Genomic DNA, 23,522 nt, shown 5'->3' on the forward strand with positions numbered 1-23,522 from the left:
CGAACGGGCGAACGCACCGTCACCGTTCCTTCCGCTCAGCGGAAGCCCGCCTCGGCGTCGAGGTCGCGGGAGAGCGCCCGGGCGGCGGTGAGCAGGGCCGGCGCCAGCAGCCGCATGTCCCCGGCGTGCCGGCGGGTGACCAGCGAGAGCGCGGCCACCACCCGCCCCCGGGACCGCACCGGGACCGCCACCGAGCGCGAGCCCAGGGACATCTCCTCGTCGGTGCCGGCCACTCCGGAGTCGCGGATCCGGGCCAGCTCGGCGCGCAGCCGGACCGGGTCGGTGATGGTGTGCGGGGTGTGCCGGTGCAGCCCGGCGGCGATCACCCGGTCGGTCAGCTCGGGCGGGCCGAAGGCCAGCAGGACCTTGCCGACGCCGGTGGCGTGCAGCGGCAGTTCGGCCGCCACCCGGGTGACGATCGGCACCGACCGCGGGCCGCGCAGCCGCTCCACGTACAGCGCCTGGTCGTCGCTCAGCACCGCGAGCTGGACGTTCTCCCGGGTGGCCGCGTACAGGTCCTCCATGTAGGGCAGGGCCAGCTCGCGCAGCTCGCGGGGCTCGGTGGCCTGGGCACCGATCCGCCACAGCCGCATGCCCACCCGGTAGGAGCCGTCGGGCAGCCGTTCCAGGAACCCGCCGCCGACCAGTTCGCCGACCAGCCGGTGCCCGGTCGACAGCGGCAGCCCGGCCCGGCGGCAGATCTCTGTTAGCGTCAGCCGCACGTCGCCGGGCAGGAACGCGGCGAGGATCGCCATCACCTTGCCCGCCACGCTGGGCGGGCTCGCCGGATCGCCCATGGGCCCCCTCCCCGGCCTGGTACCCCAGATCAATGTTCGGCAGAGTATTGACTGTCGTCAAGAAAAAGCCTAATTTCACCCCCGTCCGTGATCAGGTCGGGCGGCCACCGCCCGCATTCCAGGAGGTAGCCGCGTGCGCGATCAGGGTCTGGGTTCGTGGCCGGCCCGCCGGGCCCGGATGGCCCCCGAGCGGACGGCACTGATCTTCGAGGGCCGGGCGACCAGCTACGGCGACCTGGCCGAGCGGGTGGCCCGGCTGGCCCGCGCGCTGCGCGGCCGCGGGATCTCCCCCGGCGACCGGGTCGCCTACCTGGGCCCCAACCACCCCGCGTTCCTGGAGACGCTGTTCGCCACCGCGGCGGCGGGCGCGGTCTTCGTCCCGCTCAACTTCCGGCTGGCCGGGCCCGAGCTCGAGTACATCCTCGACGACTGCGGTGCGGAGATGCTGGTCTACGCGCCCGACCAGGCGCCCCTGGTGGCCGGGCTGGACGTCCGCGTCCGGCACCTGGTGTCCCTGGCCGAGGACTACGAGGACCTGCTGACCGAGGGCCGGCCCGAACTGCTGGACGAGACGGTGGGCCACGACGACGTGTGCATGATCATGTACACCTCGGGCACCACCGGCGTGCCCAAGGGCGCCATGCTCACGCACGGCAACCTCACCTGGAACTGCGTCAACGTGCTGCTCGACATCGACCTGACGCGGGACGAGGTGACGCTGGTCAGCGCGCCGATGTTCCACGCGGCGGCACTGGGCATGACCTGCCTGCCGACCTTCATCAAGGGCGGCGCGGCGGTGATCATGCCGTCCTTCTCCCCCGACGGCGCCTTCGACCTGATCGAGAAGCACCGGGTGACGTTCATGTTCGGGGTGCCCGCCATGTTCGCCGCGATGAGCCAGGCGCCCCGCTGGGCGGACGCGGACCTGTCGTCGGTGCGGATCCTGGAGTGCGGCGGGGCCCCGGTGCCCGGCGCGCTGATCGAGACCTACCGCGAGCGCGGCCTGACCTTCCTCCAGGGGTACGGCATGACCGAGGCCGCGCCCGGGGTGCTGTTCCTCGGCCCGGAGGCCGCCGACCGGGTCGGCTCGGCCGGGAAGGCGTCCTTCTTCACCGAGGCCCGGCTGGTCGGCCCCGACGGCTCTCCCCCGCCGGCGGGTGAGCCCGGCGAGATCCAGGTCCGCGGCCCGAACGTGATGAAGGGCTACTGGAAGCGGCCCGACGCCACCCGCGAGGTCTTCGCCGAGGGCGCGTGGTTCCGCTCCGGGGACGCCGCCTACCTCGACGACGAGGGCTTCTTCTACATCTACGACCGCATCAAGGACATGATCATCTCGGGTGGGGAGAACATCTACCCGGCCGAGGTCGAGCGGGCGCTGGCGGGCGACCCGGCCGTCGCCGAGTGCGCGGTGATCGGCGTTCCGGACGAGACCTGGGGAGAGGTCGGCAAGGCCTTCGTGGTGCCCCGGGAGGGCATCGCGCTGGAGCCCGGCCGGCTACTGGAGTCGCTGGCCGGCAAACTCGCCAAGTACAAGATCCCCAAGTACGTCGAGGTGGTGGACGCACTGCCGCGCGGCGGGTCCGGCAAAGTGCTCAAACAGCACCTGCGGCGGAGCTGAGCCCGTGGCCGCCGGCCCCGCCCCCCGGACCACCCCGGAGCCCTGGCCGCCGCCGGCGAGCCGTCCCTCCTCGGTGGAGCGGGCGCTGACGATCCTGGCCGCGTTCTCCCCCGAACGCCCCCAGATGACCCTGTCGGAGATCAGCCGCCCGACCGGCCTGCCCGTCGCCACCGCGCACCGGCTCACCGGGACGCTCACCCGGTGGGGCGCGCTGGAGCGCGACGAGCGAGGCGTCTACCGGATCGGGCTGCGGCTGTGGGAAGTCGCCGCGCTCGCCCCGCGCGGCGTCGGGCTGCGCGAGGCCGCAATGCCGTTCCTGGAGGACCTCTACGAGGCGACGCACCAGAACGTGCAGCTCGCCGTGCTCGACGGCCCGGACGTGGTCTACCTGGAGAAGATCTCCGGGCGGAGCGCGGTGAACGTGCTGACCCGGGTGGGCGGCCGGTGGCCGGCGCCCGCCACCGGGGTGGGCCTGGCGCTGCTCGCGCACGCCGAGACCGAGGTCCAGGAGCGGGCGATCGCCGGACCGCTGCGCCGGTTCACCCCCCGCACCATCACCTCCGGCGCCGAACTGCGGCGGGCCCTCGCCGAGGTGCGCCGCACCGGGGTGGCCGTCAGCGACGGCCAGGTCGAACTCGTCGCGCTGTCGGTGGCGGCCGCGATCCACGGCCCCGACGACACCGCCGTGGCGGCGCTGTCGGTGGTGGTGCCGACCGGCGGGCTCCCCGCCCACGCGTACGTCCCAGCCGTCCGCGCGGCGGCCCGGGGCGTGTCGCGGGCACTGGGGGCGCCGAGCGTCCGGGGGGCCGGACGCGGGTGACGCGGAAGCCGGGCCGCCCCGGGGCGGGGGCGGCCCACTCCGCTCGCTCCCTCGGCTCAGCGGTGCCGGCCGCCGCTTCACCTCACTCACTCCGCGGACCGCTCGTCCCTCACGGCCCACTCCGCTCGCTCCCTCGGCTCAGCGGTAGAAGCGGGTGACGCTCTGCAGGACGCAGGCGGGCTTGGTGCCGCCCTCGATCTCGATGGTGCCGTCCACGGTGATCTGCACGCCGTTTCCGGCCACCTCCTCCACCGAGGCCAGGCTCGCCCGCAGCCGCACCCGGGAGCCGACCGGCACCGGGGCCGGGAAGCGCACCTTGTTCAGCCCGTAGTTGATCTTTGTGGTGACGTTCTCCACGTCCAGCAGGGCGCTGTAGAGCGGGATGAACAGCGAGAGCGTCAGGTAGCCGTGCGCGATCGGCGCGCCGAACGGGCCGGCGGCGGCCCGCTCGGGGTCCACGTGGATCCACTGGTGGTCGTTCGTAGCGTCGGCGAAGGTGTCGATCCGCTTCTGGTCGATCTCGATCCAGTCGCTGACACCCAGGTCGGTGGTACCGAGCTTCACCAGCTCGTCCAGGTCCTTGAGGAGCAGTGCCATGGGGGTTCTCCCTGGTTTCTTCAGTCGGAGCCGAGGCCGAGCAGCCGGACCGCGTTGTCCTTGAGGATCTTCGGCCTGACCTCGGGCTTAATGTCCAGCTCGGCGAAGTCGGCGAGCCAGCGGTCGGGGGTGAGGACGGGGTAGTCCGAGCCGAACAGCACCTTGTCCTTGAGCAGCGTGTTGGCGTAGCGCACCAGCTGCGGCGGGAAGTACTTCGGCGACCAGCCCGACAGGTCGATGTAGACGTTGGGCTTGTGGGTGGCCACCGACAGCGCCTCGTCCTGCCAGGGAAACGACGGGTGGGCCAGGATGATCTTCAGCCCGGGGAAGTCCGCGGCGACGTCGTCCACGATCATCGGGTCGGAGTACTTCAGCCGGATACCGCCCCCGCCGGGCAGCCCCGCCCCGATCCCGGTCTGGCCGGTGTGGAACAGGGCGATCACCCCCAGCTCCTCCAGTGCGGCGTACAGCTCGTAGGCCATCCGGTCGTTAGGGAAGAACGCCTGCAGGTTGGGGTGGAACTTGAACCCCTTGACCCCGTGCTCCTCGACCAGCCGCCGGGCCTCGCGGACGCCCGCCCGCCCCTTCCAGGGGTCGATGCTGGCGAACGGGATCAGCACGTCGGAGTTGGCCTGCGCGGCAAGGGCGACCTCCTCGTTGGGCACCCCGGGGGTGCCCAACGCACTCTCGGCGTCCACGGTGAACACCACGGCCGCCATGTCGCGCTCGCGGTAGTAGGCGGCGAGCTCGGTGAGGGTGGGCTTGCGGTGTCCGCCGGCCTTGAAGTACGCCCCCGACGCCTCCATCAGGTCGTCGGACAGGGAGGTCTCCCCCTTCTCCGACACCTCGGCGTGGGTGTGGACGTCGATGGCGACGATCCGGTCCACGTCGATGCCACTGCCGATGCCGCTCATCGGGCCGCCTCCGCGTCCTGCGGCGGCTTGGGCGGGGCGATGCCGACGGTCTGCGGCTCGCGGCCCGCGCCCTGCGCCCACCGCTCGGCGATGGCCTCGGGCGTCCAGCCGCCCGCGGCGAAGTCGGCCGCGACCTCCTGCGGGTGCGACCAGAGCGCGAGCCGGTCGCCGCCGATGCCGATGCACTGCCCGGTGACGTCGCGGGCCGCCTCGGACGCCAGGAACGGCACCACCGCGGCGCAGTCCTCGGGGGTGCCGAAGCCCTCGTCGTGGCGGATCCAGTCCGGCAGCGGGGCGCCGTTCTTCCACGCCTCGATGTAGGGGGCGAAGGCGGGGATGGTCTCGGTCATCGCGGTGGCCGCCACCGGCACGATCGCGTTGACCGTGATGCCGGCCCGGCCCAGCTCCATCGACCAGGTGCGCGCCATCGCGGCGATCCCGGCCTTGGCGGCGGCGTAGTTGGTCTGGCCGAAGTTGCCGCGCTGGCCGGCGGGCGAGGCGACCAGGACGATGGTGCCGCCCTCGCCCTGCTCGCGCATCCGGACGGCGGCGGCCCGGGCGCAGGTGAAGGTGCCGCGCAGGTGCACCCGGATCACGTCGTCGAAGTCCTCGTCGGACATCTTCCACAGCACCCGGTCACGCAGGATCCCGGCGTTGGTGACCAGGACGTCCAGCCGGCCGAACTCGTCCACCGCGCGGGCCACCAGCCGGTCGGCCACCTCGGCGGTGCCCACCGGGCCGGCCTCGGCGACGGCCCGGCCGCCGGCCTCGGTGACGGTCTTCACCGCCGCGGCGGCGGCCTGCTCGTCCACGTCGTTCACCACGACCGCCGCGCCGGCCGCGGCCAGCGCGGTGACGTACGCCAGGCCGAGCCCGCGCCCGGCACCGGTGACGACCGCCACCTTCCCTGTCAGATCGATACGCTCGCTCACTCGCCCACCTCGTCGTCTTCAGTGCGAAAGCCGCGCCGGGCGCGGCATCCTGAAGTTAGACTCCATCTCGACGCTCGTCAATGAGACGTCCAACATGATGGTGGAACGAACCACTTACGATCGGGTGCGGGAAAGGCGGGTGAGCCACCGGGTGGAGGCCAAGACCACGGCGGGGCAGGTCGAGCCGCAGCGGGGCAAGCCCCAGGATCTCGTCCTCGCGTTCCTGGGCTCGGTGGTGCTCGACCGGTTCGACGACCGGCCCGTCCCCACCAGGGTCTTCCTGAACCTGCTCGGCCGGCTCGGCGTCAGCGACGTCGCCGCCCGCGCCACGCTCAGCCGGATGGCCCAGCGCGGCCTGCTCGCCCGGCGCCGGGTCGGCCGCGAGACGGCGTTCACCCTGACCGACCGCTCCCGCGAGGTGCTGCGCGAGGGCGAAGACCGCATCCTGTCGCACACCCCCTTCGACCACGCCGGGGACGTCTGGACGCTGCTGGCCTTCTCGCTGCCCGAGAGCCGCCGCGACGTGCGGCACCGGCTGCGCACCCGGCTGAGCTGGGCCGGCTTCGGGCCGCTGCGCGACGGCCTGTGGATCGCTCCCGGCACCGTCGACGTTACCGCCCTGCTGCGCGACCTGCCCGAGATCGCCGACGACGAGGCGGTCGGCGCGTTCAGCGCGGTCCCCCGCCCGCCGGCCCGGGTGGACGCCATGATCCGCAAAGCCTGGGCCCTGCCGCAGCTACGCGCCGCGCACGAGGAGTTCCTACGCCGCTGGGAGGGCACCGAACCCGAGCCCGAGACGCTCCCCCAGCTCGCCCGGCTGCTGGCCGACTGGATCCGGCTGCTGCGCACCGACCCCGGCCTGCCCGCCGCCCACCTCGCCGCCGACTGGCCGGCCGCCCGCTCCACGGCCGCCTTCCACGGCCTGCACGACCGGATCGAGTCCCCGGCCATCGCCGAGTTCGCCGCCCTGCTGGACCCCTGACCCCGAACCGGCCGGGCCCGTTCTTCCGCTCCTCTCCCGCCGGCCGCAGCCCATCCAAGCGGACGCCGCGCCGTCGGATGTCGCCGCCGGTCAGGCGGAAGAGCCTGCCACCAGAGGACGTCGGCGGGCGCCCGGATCATCGGCGTCGCACCGGCGACAGGCGGGAAGACCGGGCGGCCGGACGCAGGCCCGGCGGTGGCTCCCCTCGGGGTTCACAGCCCCACGATGGCAAGCAGGACCTGCTCCACGCCGAACGCCACCAGGCCGAGGGGAAGGGCGGCCAGTACCGACTGCCACCGATCCCGGCCGGTACGGCCAGGCAACAGCGGCAGCAGGAGACCGAGGGCGGCGAAGACTCCCGCCTCAGCGGTGTACTCGAGAACCCACTGGTATCTGATGGCTTCCATGAGGAACACGCCGCCCAGTACGGCGGCCCCCAGCACCCTGCGGGAGCGCCGGTCGCCGCGGGTCCAGGACCCGGCCGTGGCGAAGATCGGCCCGGCCACCAGAGCCGCCGCCAGCCACACCGCTGGTGCGTACAGATCTCCCATGCCGTCACGGACCAGTTCGGCGTATCCGTAGTAGCCGACGACGGCACCAGCCTGGGTACCGACCCCAGCGATGACGGTCCACCGTCCCCGGCCCGGCAGCAGCAGGCCCGTGACGAAGGCGGCCACCACCCAGACCGCCCCGGAGTTGACGAACTGGTTCCACACGCCGGGCAGCAGTCCCTGTCCGATGTTGGTGAGCACACCGACCGCAAGCCCGGCCCCGATCGCCCAGGCCACCACCCGCCACAACCGGGCCGAACCGGATCCGGCCTCGCCGGCGGCGGGGGACGACGGGGACACCACGCTCTGCGGCAAATCGACCATGAGGCACGATAACCAGCGAAGGGGTTCCAGCTCGACTGGGCGGCGCGCAACGCCCAGGAGGCGCTGGCGGCGGGCGGCCCGGCCGTCCAGACGTCCAGTGGTACCTGGACCTGCTGCGCGGTTTCGTCCTGGACCTGTCGCAGATCATGATGGACGAGACCGCCGAGTGGGTGACCGGCTTCCCATCGGGCCCGCTGCAGCTCCAGTCCCAGGCCACCCGCCGCGGTTCAGCCGCGGGACTGCGGGAGGAGCTGGAGCCGGACGCTCCCGTCGTAGGGGATCACGAAGGTCGAGACGCGCGCCGTGGTGTCGGTGGGCCGCCAGGTCAGGGGGACAAGGAAGAGCCTCCCGCCCGAGGCGGTGAGCAGGCGCAGGTTCCGGTAGCGGTACCGGAAGGCGACCTTCTCCCCGAAGTCCTCCTGGTGGGGGGCGTCGGTCAGCGGTTCCTTGGTGTACAGGACGACCTCGGGCAGTTTCTGGAAGTTGCGGGCGTCGTCGTAGGCGCGGGCGACGCCGACCTCGCCGGCGAGGCTGTTGGCGGCCCAGAACAGGCCCACCACGGCCAGGGCGATCGCCACGAGGCGCCCGCCGCGTTGCACCTCGCCCATCACCGGCCGGTCCCGCCACCCGCCGTCGCCCGCCTGGCGGGCCAGCCAGAACGCGTACACCAGCAGCGGGGCGCAGGCGGTCAGCGACAGCGGGGTGATTCCCGGGGTCTCGTTCTCGGCCACCCGGGGCCAGAAGACGCCGGCCAGCGCCCGGACCGCCAGCGCCGCGCCGGCCAGCGCGAGGGCGAGCGCGATCCCGCGGGCCAGCCCTGGCCGGGTGGGGAGGACGATCCCTCGGATCAAAAGGTGCGCCCCCAGCGCGCCGAGCGTGATCAGCAGCAGCAGGGTCGCCGCCGGGTAGGCCACCTCCAGGCCGTACAGCAGCAGGTCCTGGTTGGACAAGCCAGTGAGCTTCAGGTCGACCCCGAAGTACCGGAAGCGCTGCAGGGTGGCGACGTAGCCGTACCAGATCAGGACACCGGCGACGAGCGTCGTCGGCGGGCCGAAGGTGCCGAGGGCGGTCAGCCGCTGGGTCCAGTCCGGCGCCGGTTCCGCCGCCGGTGCGGCCTCCTCGGCGGCACGGCGCCGCTGTTCGGCCCTTCTACGAGCCGGGGCACTGGGCAACGACGCCCTCCCCGCGGTTGACCCCTTCGGGATAGTCGATCCATAGCACGCAGCTGGCGACGGTCGTGGTCACCTGCCAGAAAGCGCGTACCGGACGGCCGGAAGACGGCTGCACGCCGCCCTGAAGCCGTGCGCACGGCCCGCTGGCGGCGTCGGTGCACCCCTTCGAGAGGCTCCAGGTGATCGTCGTGGTGTACCTGGCCGGCAGGGCGGGCTGGGGATCGCCCGCCGTGAAGTCGGGCTCCACCGCGCAGCCCGCCCTCGAGTCGATGATCCTGCCGGGCGCGCAGGGCTGCCGGCCCTGCGGACCTCCGCCCAGCTCCGCGCCGCCCGTGCACTGCGGAGCGGCCCGGTAGTTCACGGTGGCGAACTTCGCCCGCTGCCGGACCTCGGCGTCCAGCTCCGAGGCGTCCCGCGCCACCGGCGGGTACGAGGTCCGGAAGTGGACGTTCTCGATCCGCACCGAATCGGCCGCCCAGATCACCAGGCACGTGCCGTTGGGGGTGCGGTTGTCGAGCCGCGAGCCGCTGAGGCTGGGCACTCTCGGCGTGGTCCAGGGCTGCGCGGACGGCCCCACGGACGGCGGCGGCGAGACCTCCGCCCCGTACGACGGCTGTCCGGAGGTCGGGCCGAGCGGCGCGGGGGTCACCGCAATGCCCCGGTCGGGTGGCCCGCCGCATGCTACGACGGCCAGCGGGACCGATACCGCCAACACCGCCTTCTTGAACCGGAACACATTCACCAGGCAAGTATCAGACCCCTTGCCCATATTTGTCGTGGCATTTCATGTCCGACGAAGACTGCCGCGGACCGACCAAACAGTGACCCACCCAAAATGGCCCCCCAGAAATCACCGGCAAGACTGACCAAAAAAAGGATATTCCTGGCATGCGGGACCAGCCGCTCCATGGAATCCGCTTTGCCGATGATTACCCTGCGCAATACCATCATCACCATCCGGGGCGGGCCGGCGAGGCCCGCCGGACGAACGGGGGGCTCATGGCCGACGAGATGGTCCGCACGGCGCAGCAGTGGGTCAACGCCACCTACCAGAACGTTCCCGGCTACCAGCCGGTCGAGGAGAACGGCAGGACCGGGTGGTCCACGGTGTTCGCGCTCACCCGCGCCCTCCAGCACGAACTCGGCCTCTCCCCCCTGTCCGACAGCTTCGGTCCGGCCACCCTCGCGGCGCTGTCCGCGAGATGGCCGGTGATCGACCACACGGCCGGGCCGGCGAACCTCGTCAAGATCGTGCAATCCGCGCTCTACTGCAAGGGGTATCCGGGCAGCGGGATCTCCGGCTCCTACGACGTCGAGACGGCCAACAGCGTGCGGCGCCTCAAGGAGGACACCGGTGTCATCGGTGTCCTCCCCGGCTTCGGGCTCGTCCCGAAGGTGTTCAAGGCGCTGCTGACGATGGACGCCTATGTGGTGCTCTCCGGCGGCTCGCCACGAGTACGCGAGATCCAGAAATGGCTCAACAGCACCTATGTCGGCCGCCGCGACTTCTTCATCATCCCCTGCGACGGCCACTTCTCGCGTGACGTGCAGAAAGCGCTGGTCCGTGCCCTCCAGTACGAGCTCGGCATGGACGACGACACCGCGAACGGACGGTTCGGCCCGGGTACCCAGACGGGCATCCGGAACCACGCGGCCCTGAACACCGGTGCCGCCGACTCGACCAGGCGGTTCGTCCGCCTCTTCCAGGCGGCCATGGTGTTCAACACCTGGGACGTCCCGTTCGACGGACGCTACACCGCCGCGGTGGCGGGCACGGTGGCGGAGTTCCAGCGGTTCGCGTGCCTACCGCGGACCACGGGGGCGGCGGACTTCCCCACCTGGGCCTCGCTCCTGGTCAGCACCGGCGACCCCACCAGGCGCGGATCGGCGTGCGACTGCGTCACCACCGTCACCCCCGCCCGGGCCCAGGCGCTGCGCGCGGCCGGTTACACGACCGTGGGCCGCTACCTGAGCAACGTCCCCGGGTCCAAGCTGAACAAGAAGATCCAGCCCGGAGAGTTGCAGGCCCTCGTGGCGGCGGGCCTGGCGGTCTTCCCCATCTACCAGACCAAGGGCGGCACGGCCGACTACTTCTCCGCCGCGCAGGGAGCCGACGACGCGCTGGCGGCGGTGGAGACGGCCCGCGAGCACGGCTTCCAGCGCGGCACCACCATCTACTTCGCGGTCGACTTCGACGCGATGGACCACGACATCACCCAGCGGATCATCCCGCACTTCCGCATGGTCTCCCAGCGCCTCGCGCAGTACGGCGGCGAGTACCGGGTGGGCGTCTACGGCCCGCGCAACGTCTGCCGGCGGCTGGCGAAGGAGGGCCTGACGGTGTCGAGCTTCGTCTCGGACATGTCCACCGGGTTCAGCGGGAACCTCGGCTTCCCGCTCCCCCGCGACTGGGCGTTCGACCAGATCGCCACGATCACCGTCGGTACCGGCGACGGGCACATCGAGATCGACAACAACATCGCCTCCGGCCGTGATCACGGTCAGAACCGTTTCGCTCCGGCACCGCCCGGCCGGCCGGCCCTCGACCTGCCCTTCGACATGTCCCGGCAGCCGGCGCTCACCCAGGACATCGTCGCCTACATGAACGGCATCGGCTGGGGCGAGGGCGTCCTCGAACCGCTGACGCACCCGAACTCCCCGCCGGAGAGCGTCTCCATGACGCTGGGGCACGACGAACTGATCACCGGGCTGAGCCGGGCCTACCGGGTACGCAAGTTCACCATCCAGAGTCTCCTGCTGACCGAGGTCCGCACGGTCACCCGGGACGACCCCGTCGTCGACCTCACCGTCCGGGCCAACTACCTCTACGAGGAGAAACTCGAAGAATGGATGAAGAACCCGGTGGGCGATCCGCCCGCCCCGCCGCTCGTCAGGCGTACCGACTCCAGCACCGGGCCGGGTGCCATCTTCGCCAAGACGGCCATCAAGGCCCGTAACCACGCGGCGTCGATCGGCCTCATCCCCGACGAACGGCTGAACGCCGCCGACTGGCACGACGTCTGGAAGGTCTGGAAACGGCTCAACGAGGACACCGGCTACAACATCACCACCCTCGCCCTCGTCACCATCGAGGCGGCCCACGAGCTCGGCATCACCACCGACCGCCTCCGCTACGGCGAGGAGGAGACGCGCCGGATCCTGGCCCGCTACAACGGCACCGGTTCCGCGGCCGACGGCTACGGCACGAAGGTCCTCGGCATCTACCGGATCTTCGAAAAGCACCGGACCCCGGCCGGGTAGCGCACACCAGGCCGGCCGCGTCACCGGCGAGGAGGCGGACGGCCCGCGCCTCCGCGCGGGTCGCCGGGGATCCGGGCGGACGTCCCGGCGACGCCGCGGGCTCCGGTGAGGTCGCCCGGGACGCGCTCAGGCCCGCAGTTCGGCCGCCAGCGCCCGGAGCCAGGGCTCGGTGACGGCGGGCTCGCCGGCCATGACGCGGGCGAGCCGCCGCCGGACCTCCCGGTCGCGGCCGGCCCGGACCAGGGAGACGGCCTCGGCCAGGGCCGCGCGCGCCGCCTCGTCGCGCGGGGGCCGGGTGACCTCCGGGTCGGCCCACCGGCCGCGGTGGAACGAGCGGGTCAGCTTGTGCTGCACCTCGCCCAGGCAGCGCCAGACGTCCGGGGCGAGCGAAACGTTGACGACGGCCCGGGGCGGCAGGTCAGCCGTCCACGCGGACCGCTGCTGCCAGCGCCAGGTGGTGGGGCTGGTGTGCTTGCGTGCGGTGACCCCCAGGAAGCGCAGCTTCGGCCGCACCGCCCGCCAGGGGACGCGCTCGTCGTCGATCCAGTCGCGGATCAGGCCGTACAGGGCCTCGAAGGTGCCGCCCACGGAAACGATGTCGGCGAACACCACCGGGCGGGGGCGCCCGGCTAGGTCCCGCGGCGCCAGGCCCGCCGCGGCCAGCCGGGCGCGGAACCGCCGGACGTCGGCCGCGGCGAACCCGCGCCTCCTGCCGCCGTAGGCGGAGAACGGCAGCAGGTGCAGCCGCTCCCGCCACGAGGTGGCCGCCAGGGCCCCGCCGAGCAGGTCGTGGACGCTGTCCAGCGAGCGCCCCACGAAGTACAGGTCGCCGTTCCCGCAGCGGGCCAGGATCCGCCCGGCGCATCCGACCAGTTCGTCCAGGTACCAGGGCGGGCCGGGCGGGTCCTCGGGCAGCAGCGTCCCCAGCCGGTCTCCGCGGACCAGGTCCCAGCGGAACGGCCGGACGGGCTCCTCCGGGTCGGGCGACATGCCCGCAGTGAAGCAGACCGCCCCGCCCTCGCGACACCCGTTTTTCCGGGTGGACGGCCGCCGACCTGGGCGAAAACCGGTGGCGCGAGGTCACGGCCATCGGGTTGACTCCGCCCGTGATCGTCATTACCGCCGCATCCGGGGCGCTCGGCGGCCTCGTGCTCCAGGAGCTCCAGAACCTGCCCGCGGGCCCGGTCCGCCCGACCGCCCGGCGCCCGCGGCGCCCGGAAGAGGTCCGGGCCGACTACGACGACCCCGCGAGCATGCGGGAGGCGTTCGCGGGAGCCGACCGGCTGCTGCTGATCTCCTCCCCCGAGCTCGATCCCGCCCGGCGGCTGCGCCAGCATCTCGACGCCCTCGAAGCGGCCCGGCGGGCGGGGGTGAAGTCCGTCGTCTACACCAGCTTCCTCGGCGCCGACACCGACCCGACCGGTCTGACCGAGGCGCACCACGCCACCGAGCAGGCGCTGATCGGCGGCGACCTGCCGTACACCGTCCTCCGCAACCCCTTCTACAGCGAGGCGTTCCTGCCCCCGGCGGCCGCACGCGGGGTGACCAGCGGCACCGGCGGCCGGGGGCTGAACACCGCCTTCCGCGCCGACCTCGCGCGGGCGGCGGCCACGGTCCTCACCGAGGACGGGCACCTGGGGCGCGCCTACGACCTGACGGGCCCGCTGTGGACCTTCCCCGGGCTCGCGGCGGCGCTCGGCCTCCCCTACCGGGAGCAGGAACCGCCCGGCGCGCTGGGATGGCTGCACGCCCAGGTGCGGTCGGGCCGGTACGAGCGGCAGACCGGCGACCTGGAACGGCTGCTCGGCCGCCCGCCGACGCCGATCACGCGCTAGTGAAACTCCCGGGCGCACCGGGGGTCGGGCGGACCCGAACACCGTGAGTGATCCGTACCTCCTTGGCGTCGGTGGAGGTGGTACGCCCGGTCCCCCGCCGTTACGGTGCTGGGACCCGACGGCCGACGGCCGCTACGTGCCGACCGGGGTGCCGGAAGAGGAAGGCCGATCGGTGTCGGCGGCATGCCTGCCCCGGACGCGGGCATCCCGGCCCGTGAAGTCGATGTGTAAGTGCGAAGCACGGACGGCAGGAGACATGAGCACCGCCATCGTCGTGGGCGCGGGCCCCAACGGGCTCGCCGCCGCCGTCACCCTCGCCCGGCGGGGGGTGCGGGTCACCGTCGTGGAGTCCGCCGGCACCATCGGCGGCGGGACCAGGAGCGAGGAGCTCACCGTGCCCGGGCTGACGCACGACCGCTGCTCGGCCGTCCACCCGCTGGGCGTGGCGTCGCCGTTCCTGCGCGGCCTGGACCTGGAGCGGCACGGCCTGGTCTGGCGCCACCCCGAGGTCGATCTCGCCCATCCGCTCGACGGCGGGCGCGCCGCGGCGATGACCCGGTCGCTGCCGGACACCGTCGCCCGGCTGGGCGAGGACGGGCCCGCCTGGCGGCGCCTGTTCGGCCCGCTGGCCGGCGACTTCGACAAGCTCCTCGCCGAGGTGCTGCGCCCGCTGCCGCACCTGCCCCGGCACCCCCTGCCACTGGCGCGCTTCGGCGTGCGCGCCCTGCAGCCCGCCGCGCTCCTCGCCCGGCGCTGGCGCTCGGTGGAGGCGCGGGCGCTGTTCGGCGGGGTCGCCGCGCACGGCTTCCACCCGCTGCACCGGCCCACCACCGCGGCCGTCGGCCTCATGCTGATCGCCGCCGGCCACCGGTACGGCTGGCCCGTCGCCGCGGGCGGCTCCCAGGCCATCGCCCGCGCGCTGGCCGCCGACCTCGCCGAGCACGGCGGCACCGTCGAGACCGGCGTGACCGTCCGCTCCCTGGCGGACCTCCCGCCGTCCGACGCCGTGCTGCTGGACCTGGCGCCCGGCGCGGTGGCCGCGCTGGCCGGCGACCGGCTGCCCCCGCGGGTCCGCCGCGCCTACCGGCGTTACCGGCACGGGCCCGGCGCCTTCAAGCTCGACCTGGCCGTCGAGGGCGGGATCCCCTGGGCAGATCCGCACAGCCTCCGCGCGGGCACCGTCCACCTCGGCGGCACCCTGGAGGAGATGGCTCAGGCCGAGCGCGACATCAACCGGGGCCGGATGCCCGAACGCCCCTTCGTCCTCGTCGCCCAGCAGTACCTCGCCGACCCGGCGCGCTCCCGGGGCGATGTCCACCCCGTCTACAGCTACGCGCACGTCCCGCACGGGTACTCCGGGGACGCCACCGAGCACGTCCTCCGCCAGTTCGAACGCTTCGCCCCCGGCACCCGGGAGCGCGTCGTCGCCACCGCGTGCACCCGGGCGGACGCCTGGAGCCGATACAACGCCAACTACGTGGGCGGGGACATCGCCACCGGCGCCGGCACCGCCCGCCAGCTGGTGCTGCGCCCCCGCATCGCCCCGGACCCCTACCGGACCGGCATCCCCGGCGTCTTCCTCTGCTCGGCCGCCACCCCACCCGGCGCCGGGGTCCACGGCATGTGCGGCCACAACGCGGCCCGCTCCGCCCTCCGCTTCCTCACCGCGAAGTGACGGCGCCCCGGAAACAGTTTCAGGGGGCCGTCCCGGAGGCGGCACCATGGGGGGATGAACTGGACTGTTCCGCGGAGTGCCCGGGTCGATGTTCCGCCGGCCGGTGACGAGCGCGTGTTGCTGGAGGCGTGGCTCGACCACCACCGGCAGACCCTGCTGGGCAAGTGCGCCGGGTTGACTCCCGGGCAGCTCGTGGTCCGCAGCGTCGAGCCGTCGAACCTGACGCTGCTCGGCCTGGTGCGCCACATGGCGGAGGTGGAGCGCGCCTGGTTCCGGTTCCGGGTCGCGGGTGAACCGGTCGACCTCCTGTACTGCGATCTCGACACCAACCCCGACGGCGACTTCGACGACGTCGACACCGCCGACGCGCGGGCGGACTTCGAGACCTTCGCCCGCGAGGTCGAGCTGGCCCGCGCGGCGGTGGCCGGGCGCTCCCTGGAGGAGACTTTCCACCACGAGCGCCGGGGCGTCGAGATGAACCTCCGCTGGGTGTACCTGCACATGATCGAGGAGTACGCCCGCCACAACGGCCACGCCGACCTGCTCCGCGAGCGCATCGACGGCGCCACCGGGGCGTGAGACGGGACGAACGTCCAGCCTCCGGAAGCCGAAGGAGCAGGTCGGCAGCGGCTCGGGAGGGTGCGGGCACAGCCGGTGCCGGTACGCGGTGGGCTCCTGACCTCACTTCGAGGCACGGCCTGGAGGGCTTCATCACCGGCGGATAAGGTACGCGGAGCTTGTTCGACGGATGCGGGAGGTGCCCGGTGGCGGTCGATCCGACCGGGGAGTCGCTGAAGGACTATCTGGCCGAGGACCCCGGTGGCCCGGTGGTGATGCTCAACCTGCTGCGCTTCAAGGAGGGCGGGCAGGCCGACTACGCCCGGTACTCGCGGGCGCTGGCCGAGACGGTCCTCCCCCGGTACGGCTCCGAGGTCATCTACTACGGCAAGGGCTCCACCGCCCTGGTCGCCGAGGACGGCCAGGCGTGGGACGCGGTCCTGCTGGTGCGCTACCCGTCCCGGGAGGCGTTCTCCCAGATGGTCGCCGACCCCGACTTCCAGGCCGTCACGCACTTCCGCACCCAGGCCCTCACCGAGGCGGTCCTCCAGGCCACCGTCCCGATCGTCCCGGCGAGCTGACGGGGTCCTCGGGTCAGCCGAAGGCGATGTAGGCCGCCAGGGCGAGGCCGACGACCACGACGAGGCCGGTGAGGACGGGGGCGAAGGCGGGCGGCGGCAGCGGTTCGCCGGTGCGCAGCGCCCGCTGCACCTTCCGCCAGTGGACGAAGGCGAAGACGCTCAGCGCCACCCCGGCCAGGATCGGCAGGGCCGCGAGCGCCCTGCCGGGGGCCGGGCCCTTGAAGTGGTCGCCGAGCTGGGCCAGTACCACCCCGCCGGCGATCAGGGCGAGCGAGGTGCGGATCCACGACAGGAAGGTCCGCTCGTTGGCGAGCGTGAACCGCGGATCGGGCTCGGAGTCCATGGTTCCGTCCTTTCCCGGACCGCCGAACGCGGGAGGCCCGCTCGTGATCATCACCGTATCGCCGGGCGGCGGGACGGCGTCGTGCCGGGGCCACCGGCCGGTCACCCCGGATATCGGGTTGCCGGGCGGCGGGATCGCGGACACGATCGACTCATGGGAGTTCGCCCGTGCGGTTGAGGTTGCGCCAGTTCCGTCCGCGGTTCGGGCCGGTGGAGTACCGGGTCGTCCAACCCTGGCATCCGCTGCGGCACACCGCGCTCGCCGACCCCGACACGTACGGCTACCTGGTGGGCGACCACGACGGGCTGTCACGGCTGGCGGGCCTGTTCTCGTTCGCCGCCTACTCGCGCCGCACCATCGTGCACGTCCCGCTGCGGAACGGGGTCCCCCTGCACGGGGAGGAGCGTTTCATCGAGTCCTGCGGTGGCCGGGTCGACCTGGTGCTGGCGCACCACTCGCTGGGCCTGCGGGTGTCCGCCTGGCCACGGCTGCGGCGCAGGCTGACCGGCGGCACCCCGCTCACGGTGCGCACCGACGAGCACCGGACCGCCCGGGACGCCGCGGCCTGGCTGCGGCGCTCCCCTCATGCCGGGACGCGGGACCGGCTGCGCCCGGTCACGTACGCCCGGACGCTCTTCCTGGTCGGGAGCCGGGACGTCTTCGCGTCCGCCGCCACGGAGTTCGAGGCCGCGGCGGGCTGGGGGCCGCGGCGGAAGCGGGTGCACCGGGGCGACTCGGCCTTCGTCTCCACGATCACCTATGAGTTGGAGCGCCGCCCCGGCGACCGTCGCGGCCCGGAGTTCGACATCGCGTTCAAGGCGTACCCGCCGTACGCCCACTTCCGGCGGCCGGGGTGAGCGGCCTGCTGCGCGACCACTGGTGGTCGCGGCCCGGCGTCGAGGACGGCCGCCGCATGCTGGTCTGGCACGTCCTGCTCGACGACGCGCCGGAGGCGGTCGAACTCGCCGGCGCGTTCCGGGCCCGGCTGGCCGCCCTGCCCGGGCTGGACCCGGTGCCCGCGCCGTGGCTGCACATCACCACCCAGGTCGTCGGGTTCACCGACGAGATCACCCCCGCCGAGGCCGCGGCGATGACGGCTGCCGCGGCGCGCTGGCTGCGCGGGCACGGCCCGGTCGGCGTCTCCCTCGGCCGTGACCTGTTCCACCCCGAGGGCGTCGTGCTCGGCATCGACCCGCCCGGCGCGCTCGACCCCGTCCACCGCGCGGTCCGGGAAGCCGCCGCCGCAACGGTCGCCGCCCACCGGCTGGCCGACTACACCGACTGGGCCGACTGGGGCCCGCACCTGTCGGTCGCCTACGCCAACGCCGACGTCCCCACCGCCGCCGTCGCCGCCGCGCTGGCCCCCCGCCCGCAACCGGTCCCGCTGACCGTCCGCGCGGTGCACCTGGTCTCCCAGCAGCGCGTCGGCCGCCTGTACCGGTGGGACCCGGTCACGTCCGTCCCGCTGACCGGTTGAGGGGCACAGCCGACGATCAGGCCGGGTGGCCGGGGGCGATGTCCGGCAGCCCGGTGAAGGTGAGCGGGGCCGTGCCGGCGCCGGTCCACACCTCGACGGGGGCGAGCAGGAAGCCGTGGTGGTCGCCGAGGTCCACGCGCGCGCGGATCTCGCCGACGAGCCGGCGGGGGCAGTCCGTCAGGAGGGGGACGCCGTGCGGGCCGGGCTGCCAGGCGCAGCGGGCGAACTTGTCGATCTCGTCGCCGGTCTCGCCGCCGAACAGCTCCGCCAGATCGGTCTGGTCGCGGGCCGGGGCGTGGACCGCCAGGACGGGGGCGGCCGCCGCGATCCGGAAGGTGCGGTTCCGCGTGGAGAGGCAGACGAGGTAGCGGAACGGGTCGATGCTGGTCTGGGTGGTGAAGCCGACCAGGCAGCCCGCGCGCTCCCCGGTTCCGGGGTCGGCCGCGGTCACGACGAACATCGGGTAGTCGAACCCGTCGACGAACCGGTCCGCGCCGCCGGTCGGCGCCCGCTCCCCGGGTCCCTGGGCTCGCAGGTGGCCGTCGTGTCGCCGCATCCCGATCCGCCTTCCCTCCGGTGCTCGCGTGCCCGTCCGGTCTTCCCCGTCCGGCGCCGGCGATGCGGGCCGGGTCAGCGGGAGGATTCGTACCACACGTGGGGGATGGTCCAGTCCCAGCGCTCCGGCGGTTCCGGGACGGGGTCCAGGCACTGGGGCGCCCAGAGGAGGGCGTACGCGCGGCCGGCCTCGGCGGCCCAGGAGAGGCACAGGCGGACGGCCCACCCGCGCAGGGGCCACCGTCCGCGGGTCAGCGGCAAGAGGGCCATCGGGCATCACTCCTCGACGGGTCGGGGCCTGCTCGTTCCCGATCGCGTGCGGGTCGGGGGCGGGAAAGGTGGTCCGCCGAGGATCTGGTGGGCCGGGCCCGGACCTGGGCGTGTCCCCGATCGGGGTGAGCGGGTCCGGGCCCGGCAGGGTGTTCCGCGAGGGCCGCGGGCGCCATCCGGTCAGGGCGTTCGGTGGTGGGGGAACGCAACGGGCGGGGCCTTTCCGGTACGGCGCGGCGGCGCGGGTCAGGTGAGCTTCAGCGCGGCCATCGGGCAGGCGCGGACGGCGGCCCTGACCACGGGGAGGGAGTCGGGGGGCAGGTTCGGCTCGACGTGCAGGTCCCCGTTGTCGTCCACGCGGAACAGGTGAGGGGCGGTCTCCTCACACATGCCGTAGCCCTCGCAGCGGTCCCAGTCGACCTCGATCTTCATGGTCAGCCCTTCGTGACGGTCACCGGGAACGAAGCGAGCCCCCGAGTGATGGCGGTGAAGTGCCGGACGGGCTTCCCGTGCCACTTCGATCTCGGCCGGCCGCCGCGCCGAACACCGCCCGGTCCCGAGCCCGGCCGGCACGGCGGTGAACGCCGTGCCCGGAGCCTGGGTGGCCGGTGGTGTCGCGGCCGATGTCGAACGCGTCGGGCAGGTCCGGCACCGCTCCTGTCGGTGGGCGGCGCCGGACATCGGGAACCCCCGCTGTCCGGCGGGAATCGTCGCTCCGCAGACGCCGGTGTCCGGGAGGTGGTGCGGGAGCCGCCCTGGACGGGTGGCTCCGGGCGGGGCGCCTCCTCGAACGCCCCGTCGCTGGAGGGCGGGTCGGCCCTGACCGCGCCCCAGGTGCCTGGACGGCGGGCGAACGGCCCCGCGACGCCACCGATCGCATCGGTCGTCGCGGCCATGCTCGCCACCAGGTGTCCCGACAGCGGCGGCGCACCGACTTGTGGTCGATGTCACCACGCTGGGCGGCAGCGTACACCGTCGCGGCCGTCCCGTCAGGACTCAATCGTCGGGGGTCCGCCGGGGGTCATCGCCCTGGTGACAGGCGCCGGACCGGGCCGTGGCAGTGCCGGTCCCGGCGCGCCCGCCGGGACCGGGGCGGATTGTGACGAGTACCGGTACGACCCCGCTCGTTTTCGACTGGGTCACACGTTCCCGGCCGTTCGACGGCAGGCCGGTAATTCCACCGATGCCCCGGTAACAGGGCCGCAACAAACTGCTGGCAATTCGGTTCTTGAATCGGATTCGGTTTCCGGCCGACCGGCGGGAGACCGTCCGCCCTGCATTTCGCGGGACCCCCCGGAAGGAATGCCATGCGTTTGAAGAGGTCCCTCGGGCTGCTGCCCGCCGCGACCGTGCTGCTCGCCGGCCTCGTCTCCGCCCCCGCCGCCCAGGCCACCGCCCAGAGCCCCTACGAGAAGGGCCCGAACCCGACGGAGTCCCTGGTGAACTCCGCCCGCGGCCCGTTCTCAACGTCGCAGACGAACGTCTCCTCGCTCAGCGCGACCGGGTTCGGTGGCGGCGTCATCTACTACCCGACCACCACCAGCGAGGGCACCTTCGGCGCCATCGCCATCGCCCCCGGATTCACCGCCTCCTGGTCCACCCTCGACTGGCTCGGCCCGCGGCTGGCCTCGCACGGCTTCGTGGTCTTCGGCATCGAAACCAACACCCGGCTCGACCAGCCCGGCCAGCGCGGCGACCAGCTCCTCGCGGCGCTGGACTACCTGACCCAGCGCAGCACGGTGCGCAGCCGGGTCGACGCCTCCCGCCTGGCCGTGGCCGGCCACTCCATGGGCGGCGGCGGCACCCTCGAGGCCGCGGCGGACCGCACCTCGCTGAAGGCCGCGATCCCGATCGCGCCGTGGAACCTGGACAAGTCCTGGCCGGAGGTCCGCACCCCCACCCTGATCATCAGCGGGTCCGCCGACACCATCGCGTCCACGGGCTCGCATTCCATGCCGTTCTACAACAGCCTGTCCAACGCCCCCGACAAGGCGCTGATGGAGCTGCGCGGCGCCAGCCACTTCTTCCCGCAGTTCTCCAACACCCTCATGGCCAAGATGATGATCAGCTGGCTCAAGCGGTTCGTCGACGACGACACCCGCTACGAGCAGTTCCTGTGCCCGCCCCCCGGCGGCCTGGACATCTCCCAGTACCGCAACACCTGCCCACACAGCTGAGATCCCTCCCGGTGGCGGCCGTGCGTGTGCACAGCCGCCACCGGCGTTCAGACGCGGGCTCTCGTTCCGGCCCCGTCCGATCGCCGTCCCTGGCGGGGAACCGGGGGCGGCGGTCCCGCCCGACCGGCCGAGCAACCGGGACACGAATACCTCCACCGTCGAGGGGTCGGTTCTGCCGCGCCGTGCGTCGAAGGGGCTGCGAATCACTTGGCGGGCCACGCCCCCGCCGATTCACCGAATTCCGGAATTCTTTTAATAAAGAATTCACGAACTATTAATAGGGCCTCCCAGCAGGGGATTTACCGGGCGAACAGAGATCCCGCAGGCCCATTATTAATAGGCCCTGGGGCCCTTTTTGGGTGATCGCTCAACTCATACCTTCGAAGCTCGTACGGTGCCGGCCGGAAACTAGCTGACAGGCGGTAATCGACATGCCTCCGCACGCCCGCGAGCGCGGCAGGAACTCCGGAGAGGGGACCGTCAGCTACCTAGCGGTGATCTCCCTGCTCGGCGCGATCCTCGCGACCGTCACCATCACTCCTGTCGGGACGAAAGTGACCGGCGGTATCGAGTCGGCCATCTGCCGGGTCGTGGAGCAGGCCCTCGCCCAGGCGTGCATCCCGGGCACGAAGGGCGGCAACGGCGATGTCACGTCGGACCCGCGACCGCCCGTCGACCCGAACGCGCAGCCCACGCCGGAGGACGAAGCCTTCCAGCCGAATCGGTGCATCATCTCCCAGGAGACGACCACGACCCGGTCGGCGATGCGGATCCTCTTCATCAAGATCACCTCGACCAGCCAGGTGAAGGTCATCCAGTGGTCCGACGGCACGGTGACCGTCGACAGCACGGGCGTCGCCGCCGGCGGGGTGGAGGCCGCGTTCGACATCCCGGGGCTCGGCAAGTGGGGTGGCAGCGCCTCGTTGCAGGGCAGCTTCACCAAGGGCAGCGGCGGCGGCGGGCGGTGGCTGTTCGACAAGCACAAGACCGGCGACCCGCAGAAGGACCTGGAACTCAACCACGCGGACGCCGAGCAGTTCATCGAATACCTCAAGGGCGCGGCCAAGTGCAACTCCCGCCCGCCCGGAGCCCGCAGCACCGAACTCGGCATGCTCTGCCACCACAACAACCAGGACAAACTGCCCCCGCTACCGCCCGACCGGATCCCCGACCTGGACATCACCCGGACCACCATGGAGGCTGCCGGCGACCTCAAGTTCGGCGGGTCCTTCAGCAAGGGCGACAAGAAGATCCTCAGCGGCACCACCAAGGGCCTCGCCGGCACCGTGCTGGATGACGTCCTGGTGATGCGCGGCAACGGCGAGGTCACCTTCGTCTACACCATGGAGATCGGCGGCAAGATGGGCGCCGGCTACCAGGCCGAAGGCTCCTACATGCAGCAGGTCTACGTCACCTATAACGCCGAGGAGTACGACAAGGCCAAGAAGGAGGGCCGGTCCCCGAGCCCGGTCTACCTGCGGATCACCACCGCCCGCCGGGGCGCCGACGGCAACCCGGGCTTCGAAGGCAAGATCACGCCGCAGGCGGGGCCGTTCACCATCCAGATCGAGGGCGGCGGCGGCAAGACCGACACCACCGTCCACACCGAGGTCGCCGAGCTGGACCTGCACAACAACCCCGGCGACAGCGCGATCGTCCAGGAATGGCTGGAGGGCCGTGGGCGCAACCCCGCCGCCAGCCTCCCCACCCCCCGGGACTTCACCAACCCCCTGCCGCCCAACGCCTCCGAGTTCGAAAAGCTGATGCACGAGAAGGCCAAGATCAGCAGCCTCGAGTACAGGGTCAACATCGACTGGTGGAAGGCCGCCTTCGCGATCGGCCTGGGCGTGTCCACGGGCAAGGGCGGGACCGTCGGCTTCAAGCTCTTCGGCCTGGAGATCAGCCAGGAGACCGAGACCCAGACGCTGTCCGGCAACCCGCTCTACGCGGGCGCGCCCGACCCCGACGGGAGCCGCCCCTGGTTCCCGTTCACCAACTGCACCAAGGTCAAGCCGATTCCCTGACCCGCCCGGCACGACCCGATGGCGGCCGGCCTGCCCGACTCACCGTCCGGGTGAAATGC

Annotated in this window: 24 protein-coding genes; 12 read left to right on the forward strand and 12 right to left on the reverse strand. The window is 72.7% G+C overall.

The window, feature by feature from the left end; all coding sequences use genetic code 11:
• Positions 1-35 precede the first annotated feature (35 nt).
• Positions 36-797 (reverse strand): IclR family transcriptional regulator, encoded by a 762-nt coding sequence (locus DPM19_RS04055; RefSeq protein ID WP_111863452.1) that lies wholly within the window; start codon positions 795-797, stop codon positions 36-38.
• A gap of 133 nt (positions 798-930) precedes the next feature.
• Here DPM19_RS04055 and DPM19_RS04060 point away from each other — a divergent pair, with 133 nt between their 5' ends.
• A complete protein-coding gene (locus DPM19_RS04060) occupies positions 931-2,415 on the forward strand; it encodes an acyl-CoA synthetase (RefSeq protein ID WP_111863453.1) in 1,485 nt (494 codons plus the stop codon).
• Between the two features lie 4 nt (positions 2,416-2,419).
• Positions 2,420-3,235 carry an IclR family transcriptional regulator gene (locus DPM19_RS04065; RefSeq protein ID WP_199484841.1) on the forward strand — a complete coding sequence of 272 codons (816 nt, stop codon included), beginning with the start codon at positions 2,420-2,422 and terminating at the stop codon, positions 3,233-3,235.
• A 138-nt stretch (positions 3,236-3,373) separates the two neighbouring features.
• Here DPM19_RS04065 and DPM19_RS04070 read toward each other — a convergent pair whose 3' ends face one another.
• Genes DPM19_RS04070 through DPM19_RS04080 form a run of 3 tightly spaced genes read right to left on the reverse strand, consistent with a single transcriptional unit; the run spans position 3,374 to position 5,678 of the window.
• Complete coding sequence (locus DPM19_RS04070) at positions 3,374-3,832, reverse strand: MaoC family dehydratase (RefSeq protein ID WP_111863454.1); 459 nt, start codon at positions 3,830-3,832, stop codon at positions 3,374-3,376.
• A gap of 20 nt (positions 3,833-3,852) precedes the next feature.
• Complete coding sequence (locus DPM19_RS04075; protein ID WP_199484842.1) at positions 3,853-4,746, reverse strand: amidohydrolase family protein; 894 nt, start codon at positions 4,744-4,746, stop codon at positions 3,853-3,855.
• The gene (locus DPM19_RS04080) at positions 4,743-5,678 is read right to left on the reverse strand and encodes an SDR family NAD(P)-dependent oxidoreductase (protein WP_325050194.1); all 936 of its coding nucleotides are present in this window, start codon (positions 5,676-5,678) and stop codon (positions 4,743-4,745) included. The genes DPM19_RS04075 and DPM19_RS04080 overlap by 4 nt, the downstream gene beginning before the upstream one ends.
• Before the next feature lie 139 nt (positions 5,679-5,817).
• On the opposite strand from DPM19_RS04080, the gene DPM19_RS04085 reads away from it, so the two are divergent.
• Positions 5,818-6,660 (forward strand): PaaX family transcriptional regulator, encoded by an 843-nt coding sequence (locus tag DPM19_RS04085; RefSeq protein ID WP_158566690.1) that lies wholly within the window; start codon positions 5,818-5,820, stop codon positions 6,658-6,660.
• Between the two features lie 212 nt (positions 6,661-6,872).
• Here the strand turns inward: DPM19_RS04085 and DPM19_RS04090 are convergent, their stop codons facing one another.
• From DPM19_RS04090 to DPM19_RS04100, 3 genes are all read right to left on the reverse strand, one after another.
• The gene (locus DPM19_RS04090) at positions 6,873-7,535 is read right to left on the reverse strand and encodes a DUF6518 family protein (RefSeq protein WP_199484843.1); all 663 of its coding nucleotides are present in this window, start codon (positions 7,533-7,535) and stop codon (positions 6,873-6,875) included.
• Between the two features lie 227 nt (positions 7,536-7,762).
• Positions 7,763-8,707 (reverse strand): hypothetical protein, encoded by a 945-nt coding sequence (locus tag DPM19_RS04095; protein ID WP_111863456.1) that lies wholly within the window; start codon positions 8,705-8,707, stop codon positions 7,763-7,765.
• The gene (locus DPM19_RS04100; protein ID WP_146778733.1) at positions 8,685-9,356 is read right to left on the reverse strand and encodes a hypothetical protein; all 672 of its coding nucleotides are present in this window, start codon (positions 9,354-9,356) and stop codon (positions 8,685-8,687) included. The genes DPM19_RS04095 and DPM19_RS04100 overlap by 23 nt, the downstream gene beginning before the upstream one ends.
• A 350-nt stretch (positions 9,357-9,706) precedes the next feature.
• Between DPM19_RS04100 and DPM19_RS04105 the strand changes: the two genes are divergently transcribed.
• Positions 9,707-11,968: a glycoside hydrolase domain-containing protein gene (locus tag DPM19_RS04105; RefSeq protein ID WP_111863458.1), complete on the forward strand. Its 2,262-nt coding sequence runs from the start codon at positions 9,707-9,709 to the stop codon at positions 11,966-11,968.
• Positions 11,969-12,094: 126 nt separating this feature from the next.
• On the opposite strand, the gene DPM19_RS35615 is transcribed toward DPM19_RS04105, so the two are convergent.
• Positions 12,095-12,958, reverse strand: coding sequence for a hypothetical protein (locus DPM19_RS35615; RefSeq protein ID WP_199484844.1), 864 nt, complete (start codon positions 12,956-12,958; stop codon positions 12,095-12,097).
• 116 nt (positions 12,959-13,074) lie between these two features.
• Here DPM19_RS35615 and DPM19_RS04115 point away from each other — a divergent pair, with 116 nt between their 5' ends.
• From DPM19_RS04115 to DPM19_RS04130, 4 genes are all read left to right on the forward strand, one after another.
• The gene (locus DPM19_RS04115; RefSeq protein WP_199484845.1) at positions 13,075-13,803 is read left to right on the forward strand and encodes an NAD(P)H-binding protein; all 729 of its coding nucleotides are present in this window, start codon (positions 13,075-13,077) and stop codon (positions 13,801-13,803) included.
• A gap of 256 nt (positions 13,804-14,059) precedes the next feature.
• Complete coding sequence (locus tag DPM19_RS04120; protein WP_111863459.1) at positions 14,060-15,478, forward strand: phytoene desaturase family protein; 1,419 nt, start codon at positions 14,060-14,062, stop codon at positions 15,476-15,478.
• 54 nt (positions 15,479-15,532) lie between these two features.
• Positions 15,533-16,057, forward strand: a complete 525-nt coding sequence (locus DPM19_RS04125) for a DinB family protein (protein ID WP_111863460.1) — start codon at positions 15,533-15,535, stop codon at positions 16,055-16,057.
• 185 nt (positions 16,058-16,242) lie between these two features.
• On the forward strand, positions 16,243-16,617 hold the full coding sequence (locus tag DPM19_RS04130) for a DUF1330 domain-containing protein (RefSeq protein WP_111863461.1): 375 nt from the start codon (positions 16,243-16,245) through the stop codon (positions 16,615-16,617).
• Positions 16,618-16,630: 13 nt separating this feature from the next.
• On the opposite strand, the gene DPM19_RS04135 is transcribed toward DPM19_RS04130, so the two are convergent.
• Complete coding sequence (locus DPM19_RS04135) at positions 16,631-16,960, reverse strand: YidH family protein (RefSeq protein WP_111863892.1); 330 nt, start codon at positions 16,958-16,960, stop codon at positions 16,631-16,633.
• A 167-nt stretch (positions 16,961-17,127) separates the two neighbouring features.
• On the opposite strand from DPM19_RS04135, the gene DPM19_RS04140 reads away from it, so the two are divergent.
• Together DPM19_RS04140 and DPM19_RS04145 are read left to right on the forward strand one after the other, a co-directional pair.
• The gene (locus DPM19_RS04140) at positions 17,128-17,817 is read left to right on the forward strand and encodes a hypothetical protein (RefSeq protein WP_111863462.1); all 690 of its coding nucleotides are present in this window, start codon (positions 17,128-17,130) and stop codon (positions 17,815-17,817) included.
• Entirely contained in the window at positions 17,814-18,437 is a 624-nt protein-coding gene (locus DPM19_RS04145) for a 2'-5' RNA ligase family protein (RefSeq protein WP_111863463.1), read from the forward strand. Before DPM19_RS04140 ends, DPM19_RS04145 begins: the two co-directional genes overlap by 4 nt.
• A 16-nt stretch (positions 18,438-18,453) precedes the next feature.
• Here DPM19_RS04145 and DPM19_RS04150 read toward each other — a convergent pair whose 3' ends face one another.
• The 3 genes from DPM19_RS04150 to DPM19_RS04160 form a co-directional block, all read right to left on the reverse strand.
• Positions 18,454-18,993 (reverse strand): flavin reductase family protein, encoded by a 540-nt coding sequence (locus tag DPM19_RS04150; protein WP_111863464.1) that lies wholly within the window; start codon positions 18,991-18,993, stop codon positions 18,454-18,456.
• Between the two features lie 74 nt (positions 18,994-19,067).
• Positions 19,068-19,262, reverse strand: a complete 195-nt coding sequence (locus tag DPM19_RS04155) for a hypothetical protein (protein ID WP_111863465.1) — start codon at positions 19,260-19,262, stop codon at positions 19,068-19,070.
• A gap of 246 nt (positions 19,263-19,508) precedes the next feature.
• On the reverse strand, positions 19,509-19,694 hold the full coding sequence (locus DPM19_RS04160) for a ferredoxin (RefSeq protein ID WP_111863466.1): 186 nt from the start codon (positions 19,692-19,694) through the stop codon (positions 19,509-19,511).
• Between the two features lie 875 nt (positions 19,695-20,569).
• Between DPM19_RS04160 and DPM19_RS04165 the strand changes: the two genes are divergently transcribed.
• Both DPM19_RS04165 and DPM19_RS04170 read left to right on the forward strand, forming a co-directional pair.
• Positions 20,570-21,439: an alpha/beta hydrolase family protein gene (locus DPM19_RS04165; RefSeq protein WP_111863467.1), complete on the forward strand. Its 870-nt coding sequence runs from the start codon at positions 20,570-20,572 to the stop codon at positions 21,437-21,439.
• 431 nt (positions 21,440-21,870) lie between these two features.
• Positions 21,871-23,463 carry a hypothetical protein gene (locus tag DPM19_RS04170; protein WP_146778734.1) on the forward strand — a complete coding sequence of 531 codons (1,593 nt, stop codon included), beginning with the start codon at positions 21,871-21,873 and terminating at the stop codon, positions 23,461-23,463.
• Positions 23,464-23,522: the final 59 nt, after the last annotated feature.

The organism is Actinomadura craniellae, from assembly GCF_003289645.1.
In the GTDB taxonomy this organism is placed as follows: Bacteria; Actinomycetota; Actinomycetes; order Streptosporangiales; family Streptosporangiaceae; genus Actinomadura_D; species Actinomadura_D craniellae.

What these genes read in the sequence shown, in the direction of transcription:
- DPM19_RS04055 (WP_111863452.1), bottom strand. Translation starts at nt 797, where the DNA reads ATGGGCGATCCGGCGAGCCCGCCCAGCGTGGCGGGCAAGGTGATGGCG.
- DPM19_RS04155 (WP_111863465.1), bottom strand. Translation starts at nt 19,262, where the DNA reads ATGGCCCTCTTGCCGCTGACCCGCGGACGGTGGCCCCTGCGCGGGTGG.
- DPM19_RS04135 (WP_111863892.1), bottom strand. Translation starts at nt 16,960, where the DNA reads ATGGACTCCGAGCCCGATCCGCGGTTCACGCTCGCCAACGAGCGGACC.
- DPM19_RS35615 (WP_199484844.1), bottom strand. Translation starts at nt 12,958, where the DNA reads ATGTCGCCCGACCCGGAGGAGCCCGTCCGGCCGTTCCGCTGGGACCTG.
- DPM19_RS04125 (WP_111863460.1), top strand. Translation starts at nt 15,533, where the DNA reads ATGAACTGGACTGTTCCGCGGAGTGCCCGGGTCGATGTTCCGCCGGCC.
- DPM19_RS04105 (WP_111863458.1), top strand. Translation starts at nt 9,707, where the DNA reads ATGGCCGACGAGATGGTCCGCACGGCGCAGCAGTGGGTCAACGCCACC.
- DPM19_RS04070 (WP_111863454.1), bottom strand. Translation starts at nt 3,832, where the DNA reads ATGGCACTGCTCCTCAAGGACCTGGACGAGCTGGTGAAGCTCGGTACC.
- DPM19_RS04150 (WP_111863464.1), bottom strand. Translation starts at nt 18,993, where the DNA reads ATGCGGCGACACGACGGCCACCTGCGAGCCCAGGGACCCGGGGAGCGG.
- DPM19_RS04170 (WP_146778734.1), top strand. Translation starts at nt 21,871, where the DNA reads ATGCCTCCGCACGCCCGCGAGCGCGGCAGGAACTCCGGAGAGGGGACC.
- DPM19_RS04165 (WP_111863467.1), top strand. Translation starts at nt 20,570, where the DNA reads ATGCGTTTGAAGAGGTCCCTCGGGCTGCTGCCCGCCGCGACCGTGCTG.
- DPM19_RS04090 (WP_199484843.1), bottom strand. Translation starts at nt 7,535, where the DNA reads ATGGTCGATTTGCCGCAGAGCGTGGTGTCCCCGTCGTCCCCCGCCGCC.
- DPM19_RS04160 (WP_111863466.1), bottom strand. Translation starts at nt 19,694, where the DNA reads ATGAAGATCGAGGTCGACTGGGACCGCTGCGAGGGCTACGGCATGTGT.
- DPM19_RS04075 (WP_199484842.1), bottom strand. Translation starts at nt 4,746, where the DNA reads ATGAGCGGCATCGGCAGTGGCATCGACGTGGACCGGATCGTCGCCATC.
- DPM19_RS04120 (WP_111863459.1), top strand. Translation starts at nt 14,060, where the DNA reads ATGAGCACCGCCATCGTCGTGGGCGCGGGCCCCAACGGGCTCGCCGCC.